We start from the raw sequence: 19,683 nt of genomic DNA, 5'->3' as shown, positions 1-19,683 counted from the left end.
TCATGCAGATCCAAGACCTTCCGTATCCCGACCCGGGCGTGCCCGACGCGCGTTCGGGCCCCCGTTTTCTGTGGTGGCTGTTCCGGAACCAGCTGGGTGGCCAACTCAAGTCGCTGGCCTGGGGCCTGCTGCACTTCGCCTCCGTCTCCGCCCTCCCCTTCTGCGTCGGCCTCGCCGTCCAGGCCGTCGTCGACCGCTCCGGCGCCCGACTCGCCGCCGCCGGTGGTCTCATGGCGCTGTGCTGCGTGGGCAACGCCCTCGGCGACACCTTCCTGCACCGCTCCGCGGTCACCAACTGGATCACCGCCGCGGCCCGCGTCCAGCAACTGCTGGCCCGCAAGACCGCGATGCTGGGCTCGGCACTGACCCGCCGCGTCGCGGCCGGCGAGGTCGTCGCCGTCTCCACGGGCGACGTCGAGAAGATCGGCTGGTTCGTGGAGGCCGTGTCCCGGTTCACCGCGGCGGCGGTGACCATCGTGCTGGTCTGCGTCGGCCTGGTCGTCTACGAACCGTCGCTCGGGGTCGTCGTCGCGGCGGGTCTGCCCGTGCTGGCCCTCGCGGTGCTGCCCCTGCTCCCCCGCGCCACCCGGCGGGCCGACGTCCAGCGCGAAAAGGCCGGACGCGCCACCGAACTGGCCTCGGACACCGTCGCGGGACTGCGGGTGCTGCGCGGCATCGGTGGCGAGGAGCTCTTCCTCGACCGCTACCGCGGCGCCTCCCAGGAGGTGCGGCACGCGGCCGTCCGCAGCGCCCGGATGTGGTCCCTGATCTCCGCGATCCAGGTGCTGCTGCCGGGACTGCTGCTGATCGCGGTGATCTGGCACGGCGTGCACCTGGCCCGCGAGGGCCGCATCGGCGTCGGCGAACTCGTCACCGTCTACAGCTCCGTCATGATCCTCACCTATCCGCTGCGGCACTTCGAGGAGATCGCCATGGCGTACTCCTTCTCCCGGCCCTCGGCCAAGCGGGCCGCACGCGTACTGGCGCTGGAGCGGGCCACGGACACCGCGGGGTCGCGCGCCGCCGAGGTGCCGGCCGGGGACCTGTACGACCCGTCCACCGGTCTGCTCGCCCCGAAGGGCCTGCTCACCGCCGTGGTGTGCGGCGACCCCGACGCGGCCGGCCGTCTCGCGGAACGTCTCGGCGGTCACCCCTCGGAGGAGGGTGCCTCGGCCCTGCTGGGCGGGGTGCCGCTCGACGAGCTGCCGCTGGACTCCGCGCGCACGGCCGTCCTGGTCCAGGACAAGGACCCGGTGCTGCTCTCCGGGACGCTGCGGGAACTGCTCGACGTGCCCGCCTCCGGCGCCGTCGCCGCCGAGGACGCGCTGGCCGCGGCCCAGTGCGGGGACGTGCTGGCGGCGCTCGCACAGGGGTCGCTGGGCGCCGACGACCCGATGGACGCCCGCATCACCGAGCGGGGCCGCTCCCTCTCGGGCGGCCAGCGCCAGCGGCTCGCCCTGGCCCGGTCCCTGATCACTGACCCGGAGGTGCTCGTCCTGGACGAACCGACCTCCGCGGTGGACTCGCACACCGAGGCGCGGATCGCGGAGGGCGTACGGACCCTGCGCGCGGGGCGCACCACGGTGGTGTTCACCTCGTCACCGCTGCTGCTGGACCGCGCGGAACGCATCGTGTTCCTGCACGACGACCGGGTGGCGGCGGTCGGCGTCCACCGGAACCTGCTCCACACCGAGCCCCGGTACCGGGCCGTCGTCACCCGCGAGACCGACGAGGAGACCACCGCTCGGCGCACCGGGCACGAGGCCGAGAACGCGCCGGACCTCGACGGCGGCTCCCTCGGCGAGCCGCTGGACGACGACGTACTGCACCGAGACGACGTACTGCACCGACTGGAAGAGATCGAGGAGACGGCATGATCGGCGTGGCGCCCCCGTCGTACGACCCGGCGGCCCCCACGACGGCGAGCACCCTGCCCGTCGGAGCACCCGCGACCGTACGCGCCTACGCGGGCGAGCTCCTGCGCCGGCACCGTCGCGCGTTCCTCCTGCTCGTCGCCGTCAACACGCTCGCCGTGATCGCCTCCATGGCCGGCCCCACCCTGCTGGGCGGGCTCGTGGAACGCGTCTCGGACGACACACGCGAGCTGCACCTGGGGCTCACCGCCACGCTGTTCCTGCTGGCGCTCGTCGTCCAGGCCGTGTTCGTACGCGAGGTGCGGCTGCGCGGTGCCGTGCTCGGCGAGCGGATGCTGGCCGACCTGCGCGAGGACTTCCTCGTGCGGTCGGTCGGACTGCCGCCGGGCGTACTGGAGCGGGCAGGCACCGGCGATCTGCTCTCCCGGATCACGACGGACATCGACCGCCTCGCCAACGCCATGCGCGAGGCCGTGCCCCAGCTGTCCATCGGCCTGGTGTGGGTGGTGCTGCTGCTCGGCGGACTCGTGGTCACCGCGCCGCCGCTCGCCCCGGTGGTACTGCTCGCGGTGCCGCTGCTCGTGATCGGCTGCCGCTGGTACTTCCGCCGGGCTCCCTCCGCCTACCGCTCGGAGGCCGCCGGGTACGCCGCCGTGGCCGCCGCGCTCGCGGAGACCGTGGACGCCGGGCGCACCGTCGAGGCCCACCGCCTCGGAGCCCGCCGCATCGAGCTGTCGGAGCGCCGGATCACGGAGTGGACGGCCTGGGAGCGCTACACGCTCTGGCTGCGCTCGGTGCTCTTCCCGGTCATCAACGTCACCCATGTGACCGTGCTCGCCTCCGTCCTGCTGATCGGCGGTGTGTTCGTCCTCCAGGGGTGGATCGGCGTCGGCCAGCTGACCACGGCCGCGCTGATCGCGCAGATGCTCGTCGACCCCGTCGGGCTGATCCTGCGCTGGTACGACGAGCTCCAGGTGGCCCAGGTGTCGCTGGCCCGGCTGGTGGGTGTGCGGGACATCGAGCCGGACGCCGGTGACGCCTCGCTGGCGCCGAAGGGACGGCACGTGCACGCCGACCGGGTGCACTTCGGCTATCTGGAGGGCGTGGACGTCCTGCGCAAGGTGTCGCTGGAGGTCGCCCCGGGTACGCGGCTGGCCCTGGTGGGCCCCTCGGGTGCGGGCAAGTCGACGCTGGGCAGGCTGCTCGCCGGCATCTACGGACCCCGCGACGGCAGCATCACCCTGGGCGGCGCGGAACTGTCCAGGATGTCCGCCGAGCGGGTCCGCTCGCACGTCGCGCTGGTCAACCAGGAGCATCACGTCTTCGTGGGCTCCCTGCGCGACAACCTCCGTCTCGCCCGCACCGGTGCCACCGACGCCGAGCTGTGGGCGGCGCTGGGCGCCGTCGACGCGGACGACTGGGCCCGTGCGCTGGACGAGGGCCTGGACACCGAGGTCGGCTCTGGCGGGTACGCGCTCACGCCGGCGCAGGCCCAGCAGATCGCGCTCGCCCGGCTGGTGCTGGCCGACCCGCACACCCTGGTGCTGGACGAGGCGACGTCCCTCTTGGACCCGCGGGCCGCGCGCCACCTCGAACGGTCCCTGGCCCGTGTCCTGGAAGGCCGCACGGTGGTCGCGATCGCGCACCGCCTGCACACCGCCCACGACGCGGACGTCATCGCCGTCGTGGAGAACGGAAGGATCAGCGAGCTGGGCAGCCACGACGAGCTGGTCGCGGCGGACGGTGCCTACGCGGCGCTCTGGCGGTCGTGGCACGGGTGACGGCCGCTCGCCGCTCGGCCATGTGGACGGGGGCATGCCGGTCCCCGCGGGGCGGGCGGTGCGGGGCGGGCGGTGCGGAAGGCCGCGGGGCTCGGTCGGCGGCGGCTGCGGGTGGTCCCTGGCGCGTCGCGCAGTTCCCCGCGCCCCTGGCGTCGCTGCACTGCCCGGCACCGGGTAGGCACCGAAGGAGCCGCCCCGGCCGGGCTCCGTGCCGTTGCGCGGTCCCGAACGGGGGTGGAAGGCTGGGAGGAGGCACCGGCTCGGGGAAAACCCGGGAACCGCGTGGTTCGGCGACGGGTGACGCCTGTGCCCCGTGCAGCGGCGGCCCGCCGCGGTCCACGGTGAGAAGGGGACGGCCCTCACCCCCTGGAGGTACCCGTGAACAGCGCCGACGGATGGGGAGATGACGTCTACCAGCCCGACGGTTCCGAGCAGAGGGAGGACACCGGGCTGCTCGACGGTGAGGACACCCTCGAGCACGACGGTGTCGACGATCCCCTCGACCGGGGCTGGTCCCCGCCCGAGCGCCCCTGGGCGGTCGAGCACACCGGTGTGACGGCCGCCGAACGCCACCGGGGCGAGACGCTGGAGCAGCGGCTCGCCGAGGAGCAGCCGGACCCTGCCGCCCCCGACGGCGACGGCCTGGGCGACTCCGAGGGCACCGACGGCGAACTGCTGGACGAGGAGGTCGGTGCGGGCCGCTCCGGCCGGCTCGTGGCACCCGACGAGGGAGCGCACGAGGACGAGGAGCCGGCGCTGGTCGCCAGGGACGTGGGCATCGACGGCGCGGCGGCATCCGCCGAGGAGGCCGCGATGCACGTCGTCGACGAGGACTCCCTGCCCGGCTGACACCACCCGCCGCGGCGTTCCCGCGCCGCCGCCCCGACGATCCGCGCCGTACGAGGAGCAGCCATGCAGCAGGACAAGCACCCCGACTACCGGCCCGTCGTCTTCCGCGACCGCGCCGCCGGATACGCCTTCCTCACCCGGTCCACCGCGACCAGCGAGGAGACCATCGCGTGGGACGACGGGGAGACCTACCCGGTGGTGGACGTGGAGATCTCCTCGGAGAGCCACCCCTTCTACACGGGCAAGGCCCGGACGGTGGACTCGGAGGGGCGCGTCGCCCGCTTCGAGCGGCGCTACGGGAGCGGCGAGGCGGAGGGCGGCACCCGCGGGGCCGGCTGAGCGGCCGAGACGCACGCTCCGGGGGCGCCGGACCAGGGGGCGCAGGTCCGAGGAGCGCACGCCCGGGGAGGAGCCCGTGCCCCGTCCGGGCCGGGTACGGCCGGCGTCGGCCGGGTGCCTCAGATGAAGTTGAGCGCCGCCGCGCAGCCCACTCCGCCGAGCACCATGAAGGCGGGCATCAGCACCCTCAGCTCCACCCAGCTGCCCGCCCGGAACCGCATGGCCTTCGGCGGTCCGATGGGGTACCAGCGCTTGCGGCCGACGGGTATGGGCCACAGGATCGGGCAGCCCGAGACGGTCAGCGCGTCCCCGATGTCGTGCACCAGCGCACCCAGCACGATGGGCAGACCCAGCCACAGGTACTCCTGGCCGGGCGCGGTGAACAGCCAGTCCGAGCCGCCCTGCGGCTTGTCCAGTGTCCCGGCGAGGATCCACGCGCTCGTCGCGGCGAGCAGCCAGACCAGCACGTCGGCGCTGGAGCCGCGGGTCGCCCGCCACAGCAGGCCCTCGATGGCCAGCACCATGTGCACGAAGAGGAGCGCGAGCACCGCCCAACGGCCACCCGTGACGGCCAGCGCCGAGGCGCCGCCGCCGATCAGGACGGCCCACAGCCAGGTGTGCGTGAGCGTGCGGTGTCCGCCCGAGCGGCGCGGGTCGCCCCGCTTCTTCGTGGCCTTGTAGACGGCGTAGGACAGCTTGTCGACGATCTCGCACAGCCACCGGGAGACCGGTCCGAAGGCCCGGGAGATCGTGGCCGCCTTGTGGTCGAGGTCCGGGGCGAGGGCGGCGCCGGCGCAGATCAGGGCCCCGACGAGCAGCACCGGCCAGGGCATCGGGTGTCCGGCCGCGGCGGTCGCCGCCCCGACGCCGAGCCAGGCCGCGGCGCCCGACAGTGAGTGTGCTGGTCCCATCATCGCCGTTGCCCGCCCCATTCCTCGTCTGCCGCTGTCCAGTTGTCCGGGTCCGTTGCCGGCCCTGCTGATGCGCCGTCGGCGACCCAGCGTAGCGGTCGTGATCTTCGTTCCGGCATCCGATTCCCCCATCGCGGCCCAGGCCAGGCAAGATGGGGGCGTGACCCTCATCGACCAGCTCCCGCCGACCGCCGATCCCGATGCCCTGTACGAAGCCTTCGAGTCGTGGGCGCAGGAGCGCGGTCTCACGCTCTACCCCCATCAGGAGGAGGCGCTGATCGAGGTGGTCTCCGGCGCCAACGTGATCGTGTCGACGCCCACCGGCTCCGGCAAGAGCATGATCGCGGCGGGTGCTCACTTCGCCGCCCTGGCCCGGGACGAGGTCACCTTCTACACGGCTCCGATCAAGGCGCTGGTGTCGGAGAAGTTCTTCGAGCTGTGCAAGCTGTTCGGCACCGAGAACGTCGGCATGCTCACCGGCGACGCCTCGGTGAACGCCGACGCCCCCGTGATCTGCTGCACCGCCGAGGTGCTGGCCTCGATCGCGCTGCGCGACGGCAAGCACGCGGACATCGGCCAGGTCGTGATGGACGAGTTCCACTTCTACGCGGAGCCGGACCGCGGCTGGGCCTGGCAGATCCCGCTGCTGGAGCTGCCGCAGGCGCAGTTCGTCCTGATGTCGGCCACTCTCGGTGACGTCTCGTTCTTCGAGAAGGACCTCGCGCGCCGCACCGGTCGCCCCACGGCGGTGGTCCGCTCGGCCACCCGCCCGGTGCCGCTGTCCTACGAGTACCGCTACACGCCGCTCACCGAGACGCTCACCGACCTGCTGGAGGCCCGGCAGGCGCCCGTCTACATCGTGCACTTCACGCAGGCGCAGGCCGTGGAGCGCGCGCAGGCGCTGATGAGCATCAACATGTGCACGCGTGAGGAGAAGGAAAAGATCGCCGAGCTGATCGGCGCCTTCCGCTTCACCACGAAGTTCGGCCGCAATCTCTCCCGTTACGTCCGGCACGGCATCGGCGTGCACCACGCCGGCATGCTGCCCAAGTACCGGCGCCTGGTGGAGAAGCTCGCGCAGGCCGGACTGCTGAAGGTGATCTGCGGGACGGACACGCTCGGCGTGGGCGTCAACGTCCCCATCCGCACCGTGTTGTTCACGGCGCTGACCAAGTACGACGGCACCCGGGTGCGCACGCTGCGGGCCCGCGAGTTCCACCAGATCGCCGGCCGGGCCGGACGCGCGGGGTTCGACACCGAGGGCTTCGTCGTCGCCCAGGCGCCCGAGCACGTCATCGAGAACGAGAAGGCGCTCGCCAAGGCCGGTGACGATCCGAAGAAGCGGCGCAAGGTCGTCCGCAAGAAGGCCCCCGAGGGCTTCGTGGCCTGGTCGGAGAGCACGTTCGAGAAGCTCATCGCCTCCGAGCCGGAGCCGCTGAACTCCCGCTTCCGGGTCACGCACACGATGCTGCTGTCGGTGATCGCCCGCCCCGGCAACGCCTTCGCCGCGATGCGGCACCTGCTGGAGGACAACCACGAGCCGCGCAAGCAGCAACTGCGGCACATCCGGCGGGCGATCGCCATCTACCGCTCGCTGCTGGACGGCGGCATCGTCGAGAAACTCGACCAGCCCGACGCCGAGGGCCGCATCGTCCGCCTGACGGTCGACCTCCAGCAGGACTTCGCGCTGAACCAGCCGCTGTCCACGTTCGCGCTGGCCGCGTTCGAGCTGCTGGACCCCGAGTCGCCGTCGTACGCGCTGGACATGGTGTCCGTCGTGGAGTCCACGCTGGACGATCCGCGGCAGATTCTCGCCGCCCAGCAGAACAAGGCGCGCGGTGAGGCCGTGGCCGCGATGAAGGCGGACGGCGTCGAGTACGAGGAGCGCATGGAGCGCCTCCAGGACATCACGTACCCGAAGCCGCTGGAGGAGCTGCTCTTCCACGCGTACGACACGTACCGCAGGAGCCACCCGTGGGTCGGTGACCATCCGCTGTCGCCGAAGTCGGTCATCCGTGACATGTACGAGCGGGCGCTGACCTTCACGGAGCTGGTCTCCCACTACGAGCTGGCCCGCACCGAGGGCATCGTGCTGCGCTACCTCGCCAGCGCCTACAAGGCCCTCGACCACACCGTCCCCGACGACCTGAAGTCCGACGACCTCCAGGACCTGATCGAGTGGCTCGGCGAGATGGTGCGCCAGGTCGACTCCAGCCTGCTGGACGAGTGGGAGCAGCTCGCCAACCCCGAGGTGATGACCGCCGAGGAGGCCCAGGAGAAGGCCGACCAGGTACGGCCGGTCACCGCCAACGCGCGCGCCTTCCGCGTCCTCGTCCGCAACGCCATGTTCCGCCGGGTCGAGCTCGCCGCTCTGGACCAGGTGGCGGAGCTGGGCGAGATGGACGCCGACGCCGGCTGGGACGCCGACGCGTGGGGCGAGGCCATGGACAAGTACTGGGACGAGTACGACGACCTCGGCACCGGCCCCGACGCCCGCGGCCCCAAACTGCTGGTGATCGAGGAGGAACCGAAGAACGGCCTGTGGCGCGTGCGGCAGATCTTCGACGACCCGAACGACGACCACGACTGGGGCATCAGCGCCGAGGTCGATCTCGCGGCCTCGGACGCCGAGGGCCGGGCGGTCGTCCGTGTCACCGATGTCGGCCAGCTCTGAGCACAGGAGAGACCCACCGATGACGAACCCGGCAGAGAGCCTTGTCGCCCTGCTCGACCTGGAACAGATCGAGGTCAACATCTTCCGTGGCCGCAGCCCCGACGAGTCGCTGCAGCGGGTCTTCGGCGGCCAGGTCGCCGGCCAGGCGCTGGTCGCCGCCGGGCGCACCACGGAGGGCGACCGCCCGGTGCACTCGCTGCACGCGTACTTCCTGCGTCCCGGGCGCCCGGGCGTGCCGATCGTGTACCAGGTCGAACGGGACCGGGACGGAAGGTCGTTCACGACCCGCCGGGTCACCGCCGTGCAGCAGGGCCGCACGATCTTCACGCTCACCGCCTCCTTCCACAAGCCTGAACAGGGGAGTTTCGAGCACCAGTTGCCGCCGGCCCGCAAGGTCCCGGACCCGGAGTCCCTGCCGACGCTCACCGACGAGATCCGGTCCCACCTGGGCACGCTGCCGGAGCAGCTGGAGCGGATGGCCCGCCGTCAGCCCTTCGACATCCGCTATGTCGACCGGCTGCGCTGGAGCGCCGACGAGGTCGCGGACGCCGAGCCGCGCAGCGCCGTGTGGATGCGCGCGGTCGGGCCGCTCGGCGACGACCCGCTCGTGCACACCTGCGCCCTGACGTACGCCAGCGACATGACCCTCCTGGACGCCGTGCGCATCCCGGTGGAACCCCTGTGGGGGCCGCGGGGCTTCGACATGGCGTCGCTGGACCACGCCATGTGGTTCCACCGGCCGTTCCGCGCCGACGAGTGGTTCCTGTACGACCAGGAATCCCCTATCGCGACCGGCGGACGGGGACTGGCCCGTGGGCGGATCTACGACGTGGAGGGGCGCCTGCTGGTGTCCGTCGTCCAGGAGGGCCTGTTCCGGTCCCTGTAGGTCACGAACCTCTGCGCCGGAGCCGGCCGAGCAGGCCGCGGATCCGTCCGGGCTCCTCGGCCCGGTGCCGCGCCGGTGCCGGAGCGGGTGGGTCGGGTACCGGCCGAAGGGCGGGGCGCGCGGGCCGGTGTCCGTGCGCCGCCGGTGTCCGGCGATGCTCGTGCGGTGCCGGCGCCGGTGCCGGACCCTGGTGCTGCGCCCGTGCAGCAGGGCGTGGTGCCGCGCGGAGTACCCGCGCGTGGCGCACCGCGCGCGCCAGGTCGGCCCTGAGCAGGTCGATCTCGTCAGGATCGGCCGCCGTCACGATTTCTTCGGCGATCTGCGCGGCCGGGGAGCCCGGTGAGCCGTGGACCGGGCGGGCCGGGCGGAACCGGCTCAGGTGCGAGCGTTCGTAGGGGTCCGTGACGACCTCCGAGACGTCGACCGGGTCGAGCAGCGAGGCCACGGCGGCCGCTCGGGCCCACGGGTCCTCCGTCCGCCGGAGCAGCCATGCGAGGTGCCGGCCCCGCCAGTTGCGGGGGCGCAGGTCGAGACCCTCCGCCAGCTGGTCCCGCAGGCCTTCCGGTGTGCGCCCCGTCAGCAGCGCCGCGTTCTGCTCGTCCGCCGCGAACTCCCGCAGGTCGTCGGCGAGATACCTCCAGACCACGGCCCGGTAGCGGTTGAGGGAGAACGTCGTCGGCACCAGAAGCCCCAGCCGGGCGAGGCGGGTGAACCGTGCCTTCGTCACCTCCAGAAGGGCCGCGCCGTCCGTCGTTCCCACTGTCCGGACGCGCTCCCGCAAGGCATCGGGAAAGCCCACGTCCGTGCGGACCCGCTGGAGCTCGGCACGGGGCACCCGCCGTCCGCCTCCCCCGTCGTCGGGGACGGTGCGGATGCGGCCGAGGTCCACGGCGATGTCGAACTCGTCTTTTCTCAGGCCGAGTTCCCGTGCCGCCCGGCTCGGTGCGACCGTGCCCTCCCGGGCGGTGGTGATCCGTTCGACGGTGGCCGTGCTGTGGTGCGTGATGGTCTTTCCGGACATGCTCGTCTCCCCCGTGGAGTGTGCCGGCCGACGCCGTCCCCGGCCGCCTGACACAGAACCGTAGCCGCTGCCGCGCCACCCGTGACGAGCCTGTGGACAACTCCGATGCGAGCCCCGAAAGACCTGGTCAGAGGTCTATGGACGGAAAGCGGTCCGGCTGCCGCGCGTCGACGTCGAGGTGTTCGCCGACCCGGTTGACGAGCAGCGTCATCTCGTACGCGATCTGCCCGATGTCGGACTCCGCGCCGCTGAGCACGCACAGACAGCTGCCGGAGCCCGCCGCAGTGACGAACAGCACCGCGTCGTCGAACTCGACCATCGTCTGCCGTACTCCCCCGGCGCCGAAGTGCCGGCCCGAGCCCTTGGCCAGGCTGTGGAGTCCGGACGAGACGGCGGCGAGGTGCTCGGCGTCCTCCCGCCGCAGTCCCGTGCTCGCGCCGGTCACCAGCCCGTCGTTGGACAGGACCAGCGCGTGCCGTACGTGTTCCACTCGCTCGGTCAGGTCGTCCAGCAGCCAGCCGAGTCCCTGCTTCTGCGCCATGATCCGGTCTCCCCGTGTTGTCCCCGTATGCGTCGTCTCCCCCTGCGCGGGGGATCTGCCCGCCAGCCTTCCCCACACCCGTGCCGCGGGCAAGGAGGATTGGTGCATGGCACAGAAGATGACCGATGACGAGTGGCGGGCGTTCGTCTCCCACGGCACCCGCACGGCGAAGCTCTCCACCGTTCGCGCGGACGGCAGTCCGCACGTGGCGCCGATCTGGTTCCTGCTGGACGGGGACGAGGTGGTGTTCAACACCGGCGAGAACACCGTGAAGGGACGCAATCTGGTCCGGGACGGCCGGGTGGCCCTGTGTGTGGACGACGACCGGCCGCCCTTCGACTACGTGGTGCTGCAGGGCCGCGCGAGGATCGTGGACGACCTCGGCGAACTGAGGCACTGGGCCGCGCGGATCGGAGCCCGGTACATGGGCGAGGACCGCGCCGAGGAGTTCGGGGCCCGCAACGGCGTCCCGGGCGAGCTTCTGGTCCGCGTCACCGTCGACAAGGTCGTGGCGCAGAAGGCCGTGGCGGGCTGAGCCCGCTCCGCGGGCGGTGCGCCGGCGCCCGGAGCGCGGTTGCCGCCGGGGGCGGTGAGCCGGTCACCGCACCGAGTCGAGCAGCCGGGCGGTGTGCACCCGCCCGGCGTACTCGACCAGCCGGATCAGCACCTCCTTTCCCGAGTCGCGTTCCCGCGCGTCGCACAGCACCACGGGCGTCCCGGCGTCGAGGTCGAGAGCGCGCAGGACGTCCTCGGCGCCGTGGCGGCGAGCACCCGAGAAGCAGTTGACGGCCACCACGAACGGGATGTGCCGGTGCTCGAAGTAGTCCACCGCCGGAAAACAGTCCTCCAGGCGCCGGGTGTCCGCGAGGACGACCGCGCCGAGGGCGCCCTGGGCGAGTTCGTCCCACAGGAACCAGAAGCGGTCCTGGCCCGGGGTGCCGAAGAGGTAGAGGGAGAGCCCGGACCGGATGGTGATGCGTCCGAAGTCCATGGCGACGGTCGTGGTGACCTTCTGGTCGATGCCGCCGGTGTCGTCCACTCCTTGGCCGGCCTGCGAGAGCAGTTCCTCCGTGCGCAGCGGTCTGATCTCGCTGACCGCGCCCACCAGGGTGGTCTTGCCCACGCCGAATCCTCCGGCGACGAGGATCTTCAGCGCCAGCGCGGTCGTGTCGCCGCCGGCGGCGTCGGGGTGTTCGGAGACCATCGATCACTTCTCTCGTGTGTGCGGACGACGGCCGACGGCCGGGGGCGTGTGCGGCGGCCTCGGCGTGCGCGAGCGGCCGTTACGGATGGGCGAGTCGTCGTGGTTCTTCGCCGGCATGGCCTGCGGCCTCTTCTTCTCTGTCGGAGCGGTCTCTACAGGGCGCGCAACCCGTTGATCACCTCGCGCAGGATGCGTTCGTCGGGAAGCTGCGCGGGCGGCACGGGACGGCTGACGGTCACGGAGCCCAGTTCGACCAGGTCGCCGAGGAGCACCCGGACGACGCCCACGGGCAGATCCGCGTCGGCCGCGAGCTCGGCGACCGACTGCGTCTCCGTGCGGCACAGCTCGATCAGGGCGCGGTGTTCGGGTCCGAGCGCGGTGTGGTCGGCTTCGGGTGCGCTCGGGTCCAGGGTGACGAGGGCAATCAGGTCGAACCGCACTCCGGTGGGGCCCGGGTGGGTGCGGCCGCCCGTCATCGCGTAGGGGCGGACCAGAGGTCCGGCCTCGTTGTCGTACCACTGGCCGCCCGGCCGGTCGGGGGCGCCGCCCGTGATGTCGTCGGTCATCTGCGCGGACCGCCCTCCCGCGTCATCCCGCGGCGGGCGGCCGGGCCGCTGCGCGTGGGGGCGTGTAAAGGTGCTCGCCGACACGTCTGACCAGCCGTGCCATCTCGTACGCGACCAGGCCGATGTCCGCGGTCACGGCGGTGAGGACGGCCAGGCAGGAGCCGTCCCCCGCGGCGGCGACGAACAGGAAGGCGTCGTCCATCTCCACCATGGTCTGGCGCACGCCCCCGGCGCCGAAGTGCCGGCCCGCGCCCTTGGCGAGGCTGTGGAAACCGGAGGAGACGGCGGCCAGGTGCTCGGCGTCCTCGCGGCCGAGGCCGGTCGACGCACCCACGGCGAGCCCGTCGTTCGACAGCACGACGGCGTGCCGCACTTCGCTCACGCGCACGACCATGTCGTCCAGCAGCCAGTCGAGTTCGCCCGTCCGCCGGTCGGGTGTCGTGCGGGGGTCCTGGATCATGCGGGGTCTCCTTCGCTGGTGTCGCGGACGGCCGTCGCGCCGGGCGGGGCTCCGCGACCGGGTTGCCTGCCACCGCCGCGCGTCCAGCCGTCGCGGTATGCCGCCATGCGGTCGCGTACGCGCTCGGGGGTACGCTCGTCGGGGTCGTGCGGTGGGACGGGCTGGGCGGGTTCTTCCGGCCGCCCGTTGCGCAGTTGGGGTGCGAGGCTGGCCTGGCGTACGCGGCGGGGGAGGCCGTCGGACTCCGCGGCTCGGCCGGGGGATCGGTCGGAGGAGCGGCCGGTGGACGGGTGCAGACGCAAGGCAGGCGCTCCTGGGGGCCGGCTTGTGGTCGTGGTCTGCGCCGCGGCGGGTACGGGCGCCACCAGCGGGGGCCGGTCGGCCGGTGCGGCCACGGGCTCCTGGCGCGGGATGTCGGCGGGCACACGCGCGTACCTGCGCTCCTCCGGCTTCCCCGCTGTCTCGGCTTCCGCGTGTGCCGCTTCCTTGGGTGCGGCTTCGGGAGACAGCCGTGGCTGCGCCTGGAGCGGACGGGCGTCCTCGGGGGAACGTTCCGCCGCTCCGCTGTGCAGCAGGGCGGTGGGCAGGAGGACGACAGCGGTGGTGCCGCCGTAGGGCGACGTCCTCAGATGGACCTTGATGCCGTGCCGGGACGCGAGCCGGCTGACCACGAACAGGCCGAGCCGGTCGCTGTCGAACAGGTCGAGTGCCTCGGACTGGGCGATGCGGCGGTTGGCCTCCGCGAGGGCCTCCTGGCCCATGCCGAGCCCGCGGTCCTCCACCTCGAGCGCGTAGCCGTTGCCGACGGGCTCGCCGGTGACGCTCACGCGCGTGTGGGGCGGCGAGAACTGCGCGGCGTTCTCGATGAGCTCGGCGACGAGGTGCGTGAGGTCGGCGACGGCGGCGCCGACGACGGACGCCTCGGGCAGTCGCCGTACCTCCACGCGCGCGTAGTCCTCGACCTCGGAGACCGCCGCACGGACGACGTCGGTCAGCGGGACCGGCATGCGCCAGGCGCGTCCGGGGGCCGCTCCGGAGAGGATGATCAGGCTTTCGGCGTGGCGGCGCATCCGGGTGGTGAGGTGGTCGAGGCGGAACAGGTCGCTCAGTTCGTTCGGGTCGTCGGAGCGGCGTTCCATGCTGTCGAGGAGGCTCAGCTGGCGGTGGACGAGGATCTGGCTGCGGCGGGCGAGGTTGACGAAGACCCCGGAGATGCCGCTGGCGAGTTCGGCGCGCTCGACGGCGGCCCGCAGTGCGGCGCGGTGCACGGTGCCCAGGGCCTCGGCGACCTGCCCGGCCTCGTCCTCGGCGGGTGCCCCCGGCGGGGCCTCGGCGCGGATGTCGATCTCCTCGCCCGTGCGCAGCCGGCGCATGGCCTCGGGAAGTTTGTGCCGGGCGATCTCCAGGGCGCTGTTGCGCAGGCTCACCAGCTCGACCACGAGGCCGCGGCCGATGCGGACGGAGATGACCAGGGACGCGGCGACGGCGAGAAGACCGAAGAGGACGGCGGCCCCTGCCGGAGTGAGCACACCGCGGGTGAACGGGTCGGCCCGGTCGGCGACTCTTCGCCCGGCGTCCCCTTCGATGGTCCGCATGCCGTCCCGCACCCGCGCGTGGGCCGTGTCCCAGGCACTGCGGGGTGCCGCGGCCTCGACCGGCCGGTCGTCCGCGCCGCCGTCCAGCAGCCTGTCCTCGGCGGCGCCCATCGTCGTGTAGGCGGTGCCGCCGGCGAGTTCCAGCCAGGCGGCGCGGTCCGGGCCGCGCAGATCGGCGACGGCGGACTCGGTGAGGGCACGGCGGGCGCCGACGGCACCGGTGAACAGCCGCAGTCGCTCGCCGTCGAGGCCGCCGGCGAGCCGGGCACCGGCGAGTACGGCGTCCTCCTGGGCGAGCGCCTCGCCCGCGCGGGCGAACTCGACCAGCACGCGCGCGTCGGAGCCGAGATCCGCGTCCTGGACACCGCTCAGCGCACCGCCCACCCCGAAGGCCGCCGAGATGGCCGTCGTGTACCGCTGGTAGGTCTCCGCCCAGTCCGCGCGGCGCTCGAGCACGGCACTGCGCAGCGGGCCCAGTTCCTCGGCACCGGTGACGAACGCCTCGAGCCGCCGGGCCACTCCGGCGGGCAGTTCCCCGCTGTCGGCGACGGTGCTGTGTTCGCCGAGTCGCAGCTTCGCGACGGCCCGGTCGGTGCGTGCGGACAGCTCCTCGTAGTCGCCGGCCGGCACCGCCGACGGGTCGGTGGCGCGGCGTACGGCCGCCGTCCGCTCCGCCTGCAACGCGGCGACGGCGGCGCTCACCGGGGCCCGGACCTGGGCGTCCACCCGCTGGACCTGGCGCAGCCGGGAGACGTCCTGGGCGGTGGTGACGGTGGCGTACGCCCACAGGGCCAGGAGGGAGACCACGGGCACCATCAGCAGACAGACGATCTTGGCGCGCACGGTGCGCGGGCGTATGCGCCTGCGCCACGGGCGCGTGGGGGCCGGGTCCGGTGCCTGACCCGCGGGCTCCGCCGGGCTCTCGTCGGCCGGTGGCCCGGCGTGCGCGCGACGGCCGCGCACGGGCGGCGACGGTGGCGCCTCGGCGCCGGTCGCGGGGGTCGTACGGGGTGTGCGCATGGCCTCCTCGCTTCTGACTGGTTCGGTGCGGGCCCCGTCTCCGGGCCGCCGGTGAGCGGGACCCCGCTACCGTGCGGGGCTGTGGAGGGGCTGCTGAGCCGAAGCGGACGCCTCGCGCTCCCCCGCGGTCGGTGACAGCGCGACGAAGGCCGAGGTCAGGAACAGGTAGGACCCGAGGCCGACGGCGAGGGGGAAGATGAACTGCATCGCCGTGGCCCCGGGCAGGGCCTCGCCGGACGGTGTGACACGCACGCTCACAGCGAACATCCCGGTGTAGTGCATGCTGCTCACCGCCGCTCCCATGAGCAGGGAGGCGAGGGTGACCGCGAGGGGCGACCTGATGTTGAGCGCGGCCCACAGCGCCGCCGTGGCCGCGACGACGGCGATCACGACGGAGAGGGCGACCCGCGTCGGGTCGTAGCTCACGTCGCCGTGCAGGCGTACGGCCGCCATGCCGAGGTAGTGCATGCTCGCGACGCCGAGCCCCGTGGTGAGGCCGCCGAGCAGGAGAGCTCGTCCGCGGTCGCGGCTGTACCCCACCGCGAAGACGCCGGCGCAGACGACGAGCATGGCGACGAGCAGGCTCGTGAGGGTGAGCGGCACGTCGTAGCGGATGTCGGTGCCGCCGACCTGGAAGCCGAGCATGGCGACGAAGTGCATCGTCCAGATGCCGGTGCCGATCGCCGTGGCCGCGGTGAGGAGCCAGTTGCGGCGCGAGCGCCCGGTGGCGCCGAGGGCGCGCACGGTGCAGCGCAGTCCGAGGGCGGCGCCGGTGCAGGCCATCGCGTACGACAGCGCGGGTGTCAGCCAGCCCAGGGCGGCGTGGTCCAGGTGTCCCATGGCCCCGGGACGCTAGTCCTGCCGGGGGCGCACAACGGGGGCGCGTTCGAAACCTGTTGGGATATGACACAGAGAGGTTGGGGAACGATCGCGTCACGCTCGAACGTGTGCGCCGCGGCACCCTCGGTGCCGGTTGGGGGATCATGCCGACATGAGCGACGACCACACACACGTCCAGGAGTTCTTCGCGGCCCGCGCCGCCGGCTGGGACAGCCGGTTCCCCGACGACGGCCCCGCCTACGCGGCCGCCGTAGCCGAGCTGGGTCTGCGCGAGGGGGACCGGGTCCTCGACGCGGGCTGCGGCACCGGACGGGCCCTGCCGGCGCTCCGGGCGGCCGTGGGCCCGTCGGGAGTGGTCGTCGGCGCCGACCTGACCCCGGCCATGCTCGAGGCGGCCGTACGGGCCGGTCGGGACCGGGACGGACGGTTGCTGCTGGCCGACGTGGCCGCCCTGCCGCTGCGTCCGCGCTCCCTCGACGCCGTGTTCGCGGCGGGGCTGATCGCCCACCTGCCCGATCCGGCGGGCAACCTGGCGGAGCTGGCGCGGGTCGTGCGCCCCGGCGGTGTGCTGGCGCTGTTCCACCCGATCGGCAGGGCGGCGCTCGCGGCACGGCAGGGGCGGCGGATCACCCCGGACGACCTGCGCGCCGAGCCCAACCTCCGGCCGCTGCTGGGGGGTTCCGGGTGGCGCATGACGTCGTACGCCGACGAGGACGCCCGGTTCCTCGCCCTGGCCGTCCGCGAGGACTGACCGCTCAGGCCCGTCCCGCGACGGCCGCCGCGAACGCCTCCGGGTTGTCGAACATGACGTTGTGCCCGGCGCCCGGCACGGTCACCACACGCACGCCCGCCGCCTCCAGGTCCTGGTAGCCCGCCAGTTCACCGCTGAGTTCGCCCTGCAGGTACACGCGGTCGACGTCCAGCCCTTCGAGCAGGGTGCGCATCACGGGTTCCGAGCCGCGCCGCAGACCGACGGCGGAGCGGTGCAGGGCGCGCGGGTCGGCCAGTCGCATCGTCGCCGCCCACTGGGGGCCGACGCCTTCGAGCACGCGCGCGTGGGCGCCGTTCACGAAGTCGTCCTCCTCGTGGGCGGCGATGCCGCTGCTGCCGGCGGTCGGTGGCGGGGAGGCGTCGAGGTTGGCCTCGGTGAGGACGAGGCGGGAGACCAGGTCGGGCCGCCGGTGGGCCAGGACTATGGCTACGGAGCCGCCCATGCTGTGCGCGATCAGTTCGGCGCCGTTCACACCCGCCGCGTCCAGCACCGCGGCGAGTGCGCCGGCGTGGTCGTCGAGGGTGTAGCCGAAGTCCTGGGGCCGGTCGCTGATGCCGTGGCCGGGCAGGTCGACGAAGAGGCTGCGCCGGCCCGCGAGTTCGGGACGGGACGCGATGTGCGCGTGGTAGACGGCCGACATCGCCCCGAGCCCGTGCACGTACACCCGCGCCGGTTCCGCCCCCGGTGTCTCCGTCCAGCGGACGCGGCTTCCCCTGTCGTCGAACTCGGTCTCCCTCATCCCGTCTCCCCTTCGCCGGGCGGACCACGGCGGCCCACGCACACCCAGGACAATACATCGTGACCGATGTATATGAAGAGAGGGGTACCCATGGATCGAAGTAATGAGTGGCCGATGTACAGCGGACATGCGCGAGAATGCGGGCATGCTCGAGCTCGCCATCCTCGGTTTCCTCTACGACGCCCCACTGCACGGCTACGAACTGCGCAAGCGCATCAGCGCGCTGACCGGTCACGTGCGCCCCGTCGCCGAGAGCACGCTCTATCCCGCGATCAAACGTCTGGAGAAGGCGGGGCTGCTCGCGCGCACCACGCAGCCCGGCTCGGTCGCCGCCCCACGTCACGTCCTGACGCTCACCGAGGAGGGCCGGCGTGAACTGCGCCGTCGGCTCGCCGAGCCCGCGCCGCGCGACATCACCGACGAGAACCGCTGGTTCACGGTGCTCGCCTTCCTCCGGCACCTGGACGACACCGCCGCCCAGGCGGCCGTACTGCGCCGCCGGCTGTCCTTCCTGGAGGAACCCGCGAGCTTCTTCTACGACGGCGACCGGCCGCTGCGCGCGGAGGAGCTGGACGATCCCTTCCGTCGCGGTGTGCTGACCATCGCGCGGGCCACCTCGCGTGCCGAACTCAGCTGGCTGCGGGAGACGATCGGCTCACTCGACGGCTGACGTGTCGATGTGGCGCACGGGGCAGCCCGCCACGCCGGGGACCGGGCGGGTGCCCAGGTCCGCCAGCCGGTAGCCGTTCGGATAGCCCTTGATCTCCCAGTTCTGCCGGGCGTGGTGCGGGACACGGCGCGGCGGCATGAGGCGGACCGCGCGCCCCCGCAGCCGTACCGCGCGGCGCACGATCGCGCGGGTGGCGGGAGTCGGCGGGGTGTAGCGGAAGGCCCGCAGGAGGGGCTCGTCGAGCAGGGCGAGCGTGCCGGTGCGCAGGAGGGGCGCGAGAGGACGCGGGTACCAGGAGGTCATGAGATCGAGCGTGGCGTCGGAGACCCGGCGAGCGCCCTCGTCCCATGCGAAGTGCTCCCGCTCGTAGGCGTCGAGGCAGGCCTCGAACTCCTCGTAGGTCTCCGGGATGTCCTTGATGCCCATGTGCCGCCCCAGGGTGCGGTAGTGGACGGCGCAGGCGACGGTCTCGTGGCCGGACATCCTGCGCCACCCGTAGGCGTCGATCCAGCGTTTGGGCATCACGACGAAGGTGCACAGGACGTACCGCATGTCGTCGTCGCTGATGTCGTAGCTGCGGTGCATCTGGTTGATGCGGCGGATCGCCGTGCGCCCCTCTTGGCTCCCGAAGCCGTGCTCGACGACGGCGTCGAGGAGCAGCACGGTGTCGTCGTAGCGCTTCTGGGGGCGGTCCGTGAGCTCCGCCGTCTCGGCCAGCAGTCGGCCGATGCTCGGCACGGCGTAGGTGCGGTAGAGGGCGAGTTCGAGCGCGCGGGTGAAGTCCCAGGGGAACTCGTAGGCGGAGGAGAGCCGATAGATCTCCGAAGCCTCCCGGTACGGGTCCATCCGCCGGATCTCCTCGAGCCGTTCGAAGCGCTTCACGGTGGCCGTCCCCTTCTGCCGTCGAGGCTTCAACTCTACGTTGAGCAGCAGGAGATGCA

19 protein-coding genes are annotated in these 19,683 nt (G+C 72.8%); 9 read left to right on the top strand and 10 right to left on the bottom strand.

Annotation, left to right across the window (positions count from 1 at the left end; translation table 11 throughout):
• Positions 1-2: 2 nt before the first annotated feature.
• From IEZ05_RS18780 to IEZ05_RS18765, 4 genes are all read left to right on the top strand, one after another.
• On the top strand, positions 3-1,877 hold the full coding sequence (locus IEZ05_RS18780) for an ABC transporter transmembrane domain-containing protein (RefSeq protein ID WP_189231293.1): 1,875 nt from the start codon (positions 3-5) through the stop codon (positions 1,875-1,877).
• The gene (locus IEZ05_RS18775; RefSeq protein WP_189231292.1) at positions 1,874-3,655 is read left to right on the top strand and encodes an ABC transporter ATP-binding protein; all 1,782 of its coding nucleotides are present in this window, start codon (positions 1,874-1,876) and stop codon (positions 3,653-3,655) included. The genes IEZ05_RS18780 and IEZ05_RS18775 overlap by 4 nt, the downstream gene beginning before the upstream one ends.
• Positions 3,656-4,033: 378 nt before the next feature.
• The gene (locus IEZ05_RS18770; protein ID WP_189231291.1) at positions 4,034-4,504 is read left to right on the top strand and encodes a DUF5709 domain-containing protein; all 471 of its coding nucleotides are present in this window, start codon (positions 4,034-4,036) and stop codon (positions 4,502-4,504) included.
• A gap of 63 nt (positions 4,505-4,567) precedes the next feature.
• Entirely contained in the window at positions 4,568-4,843 is a 276-nt protein-coding gene (locus IEZ05_RS18765) for a type B 50S ribosomal protein L31 (protein ID WP_189231290.1), read from the top strand.
• 119 nt (positions 4,844-4,962) lie between these two features.
• Here IEZ05_RS18765 and IEZ05_RS18760 read toward each other — a convergent pair whose 3' ends face one another.
• Entirely contained in the window at positions 4,963-5,757 is a 795-nt protein-coding gene (locus IEZ05_RS18760; RefSeq protein WP_189231289.1) for a metal-dependent hydrolase, read from the bottom strand.
• 157 nt (positions 5,758-5,914) lie between these two features.
• Here IEZ05_RS18760 and IEZ05_RS18755 point away from each other — a divergent pair, with 157 nt between their 5' ends.
• Complete coding sequence (locus IEZ05_RS18755) at positions 5,915-8,428, top strand: DEAD/DEAH box helicase (protein WP_189231288.1); 2,514 nt, start codon at positions 5,915-5,917, stop codon at positions 8,426-8,428.
• Between the two features lie 19 nt (positions 8,429-8,447).
• On the top strand, positions 8,448-9,314 hold the full coding sequence (locus IEZ05_RS18750; RefSeq protein ID WP_189231287.1) for an acyl-CoA thioesterase: 867 nt from the start codon (positions 8,448-8,450) through the stop codon (positions 9,312-9,314).
• Between the two features lies 1 nt (position 9,315).
• Here the strand turns inward: IEZ05_RS18750 and IEZ05_RS18745 are convergent, their stop codons facing one another.
• Positions 9,316-10,335: a DUF6397 family protein gene (locus IEZ05_RS18745; RefSeq protein WP_189231286.1), complete on the bottom strand. Its 1,020-nt coding sequence runs from the start codon at positions 10,333-10,335 to the stop codon at positions 9,316-9,318.
• A gap of 127 nt (positions 10,336-10,462) precedes the next feature.
• Entirely contained in the window at positions 10,463-10,876 is a 414-nt protein-coding gene (locus IEZ05_RS18740; protein ID WP_189231285.1) for a roadblock/LC7 domain-containing protein, read from the bottom strand.
• Positions 10,877-10,982: 106 nt separating this feature from the next.
• On the opposite strand from IEZ05_RS18740, the gene IEZ05_RS18735 reads away from it, so the two are divergent.
• Positions 10,983-11,411 carry a PPOX class F420-dependent oxidoreductase gene (locus tag IEZ05_RS18735; RefSeq protein ID WP_189231284.1) on the top strand — a complete coding sequence of 143 codons (429 nt, stop codon included), beginning with the start codon at positions 10,983-10,985 and terminating at the stop codon, positions 11,409-11,411.
• A gap of 63 nt (positions 11,412-11,474) precedes the next feature.
• Here IEZ05_RS18735 and IEZ05_RS18730 read toward each other — a convergent pair whose 3' ends face one another.
• The 5 genes from IEZ05_RS18730 to IEZ05_RS18710 all read right to left on the bottom strand — a co-directional run bounded on the left by IEZ05_RS18730 (position 11,475) and on the right by IEZ05_RS18710 (position 16,561).
• Complete coding sequence (locus IEZ05_RS18730; protein WP_189231283.1) at positions 11,475-12,080, bottom strand: GTP-binding protein; 606 nt, start codon at positions 12,078-12,080, stop codon at positions 11,475-11,477.
• Between the two features lie 152 nt (positions 12,081-12,232).
• Positions 12,233-12,646: a DUF742 domain-containing protein gene (locus tag IEZ05_RS18725; protein WP_189231282.1), complete on the bottom strand. Its 414-nt coding sequence runs from the start codon at positions 12,644-12,646 to the stop codon at positions 12,233-12,235.
• 22 nt (positions 12,647-12,668) lie between these two features.
• Positions 12,669-13,106: a roadblock/LC7 domain-containing protein gene (locus tag IEZ05_RS18720; RefSeq protein WP_189231281.1), complete on the bottom strand. Its 438-nt coding sequence runs from the start codon at positions 13,104-13,106 to the stop codon at positions 12,669-12,671.
• Positions 13,103-15,721 carry a sensor histidine kinase gene (locus IEZ05_RS18715; RefSeq protein ID WP_189231280.1) on the bottom strand — a complete coding sequence of 873 codons (2,619 nt, stop codon included), beginning with the start codon at positions 15,719-15,721 and terminating at the stop codon, positions 13,103-13,105. The genes IEZ05_RS18720 and IEZ05_RS18715 overlap by 4 nt, the downstream gene beginning before the upstream one ends.
• A gap of 66 nt (positions 15,722-15,787) precedes the next feature.
• Positions 15,788-16,561 carry an MHYT domain-containing protein gene (locus IEZ05_RS18710; protein ID WP_189231279.1) on the bottom strand — a complete coding sequence of 258 codons (774 nt, stop codon included), beginning with the start codon at positions 16,559-16,561 and terminating at the stop codon, positions 15,788-15,790.
• A 151-nt stretch (positions 16,562-16,712) separates the two neighbouring features.
• Here IEZ05_RS18710 and IEZ05_RS18705 point away from each other — a divergent pair, with 151 nt between their 5' ends.
• Positions 16,713-17,312: a class I SAM-dependent methyltransferase gene (locus IEZ05_RS18705; protein WP_189231278.1), complete on the top strand. Its 600-nt coding sequence runs from the start codon at positions 16,713-16,715 to the stop codon at positions 17,310-17,312.
• Positions 17,313-17,316: 4 nt separating this feature from the next.
• Here the strand turns inward: IEZ05_RS18705 and IEZ05_RS18700 are convergent, their stop codons facing one another.
• On the bottom strand, positions 17,317-18,072 hold the full coding sequence (locus tag IEZ05_RS18700) for an alpha/beta fold hydrolase (protein WP_189231277.1): 756 nt from the start codon (positions 18,070-18,072) through the stop codon (positions 17,317-17,319).
• Between the two features lie 145 nt (positions 18,073-18,217).
• Here IEZ05_RS18700 and IEZ05_RS18695 point away from each other — a divergent pair, with 145 nt between their 5' ends.
• Positions 18,218-18,742 carry a PadR family transcriptional regulator gene (locus tag IEZ05_RS18695; protein WP_189231276.1) on the top strand — a complete coding sequence of 175 codons (525 nt, stop codon included), beginning with the start codon at positions 18,218-18,220 and terminating at the stop codon, positions 18,740-18,742.
• Here the strand turns inward: IEZ05_RS18695 and IEZ05_RS18690 are convergent.
• Complete coding sequence (locus IEZ05_RS18690; protein WP_189231275.1) at positions 18,728-19,624, bottom strand: oxygenase MpaB family protein; 897 nt, start codon at positions 19,622-19,624, stop codon at positions 18,728-18,730. The genes IEZ05_RS18695 and IEZ05_RS18690 overlap by 15 nt on opposite strands.
• Positions 19,625-19,683: the final 59 nt, after the last annotated feature.

It is taken from the genome of Streptomyces flaveolus (assembly GCF_014648815.1).
In the GTDB taxonomy this organism is placed as follows: domain Bacteria; phylum Actinomycetota; class Actinomycetes; order Streptomycetales; family Streptomycetaceae; genus Streptomyces; species Streptomyces flaveolus.
Note: the sequence above shows the minus strand (reverse complement) of the source record. Positions and strands in the feature narration are given on the sequence as shown.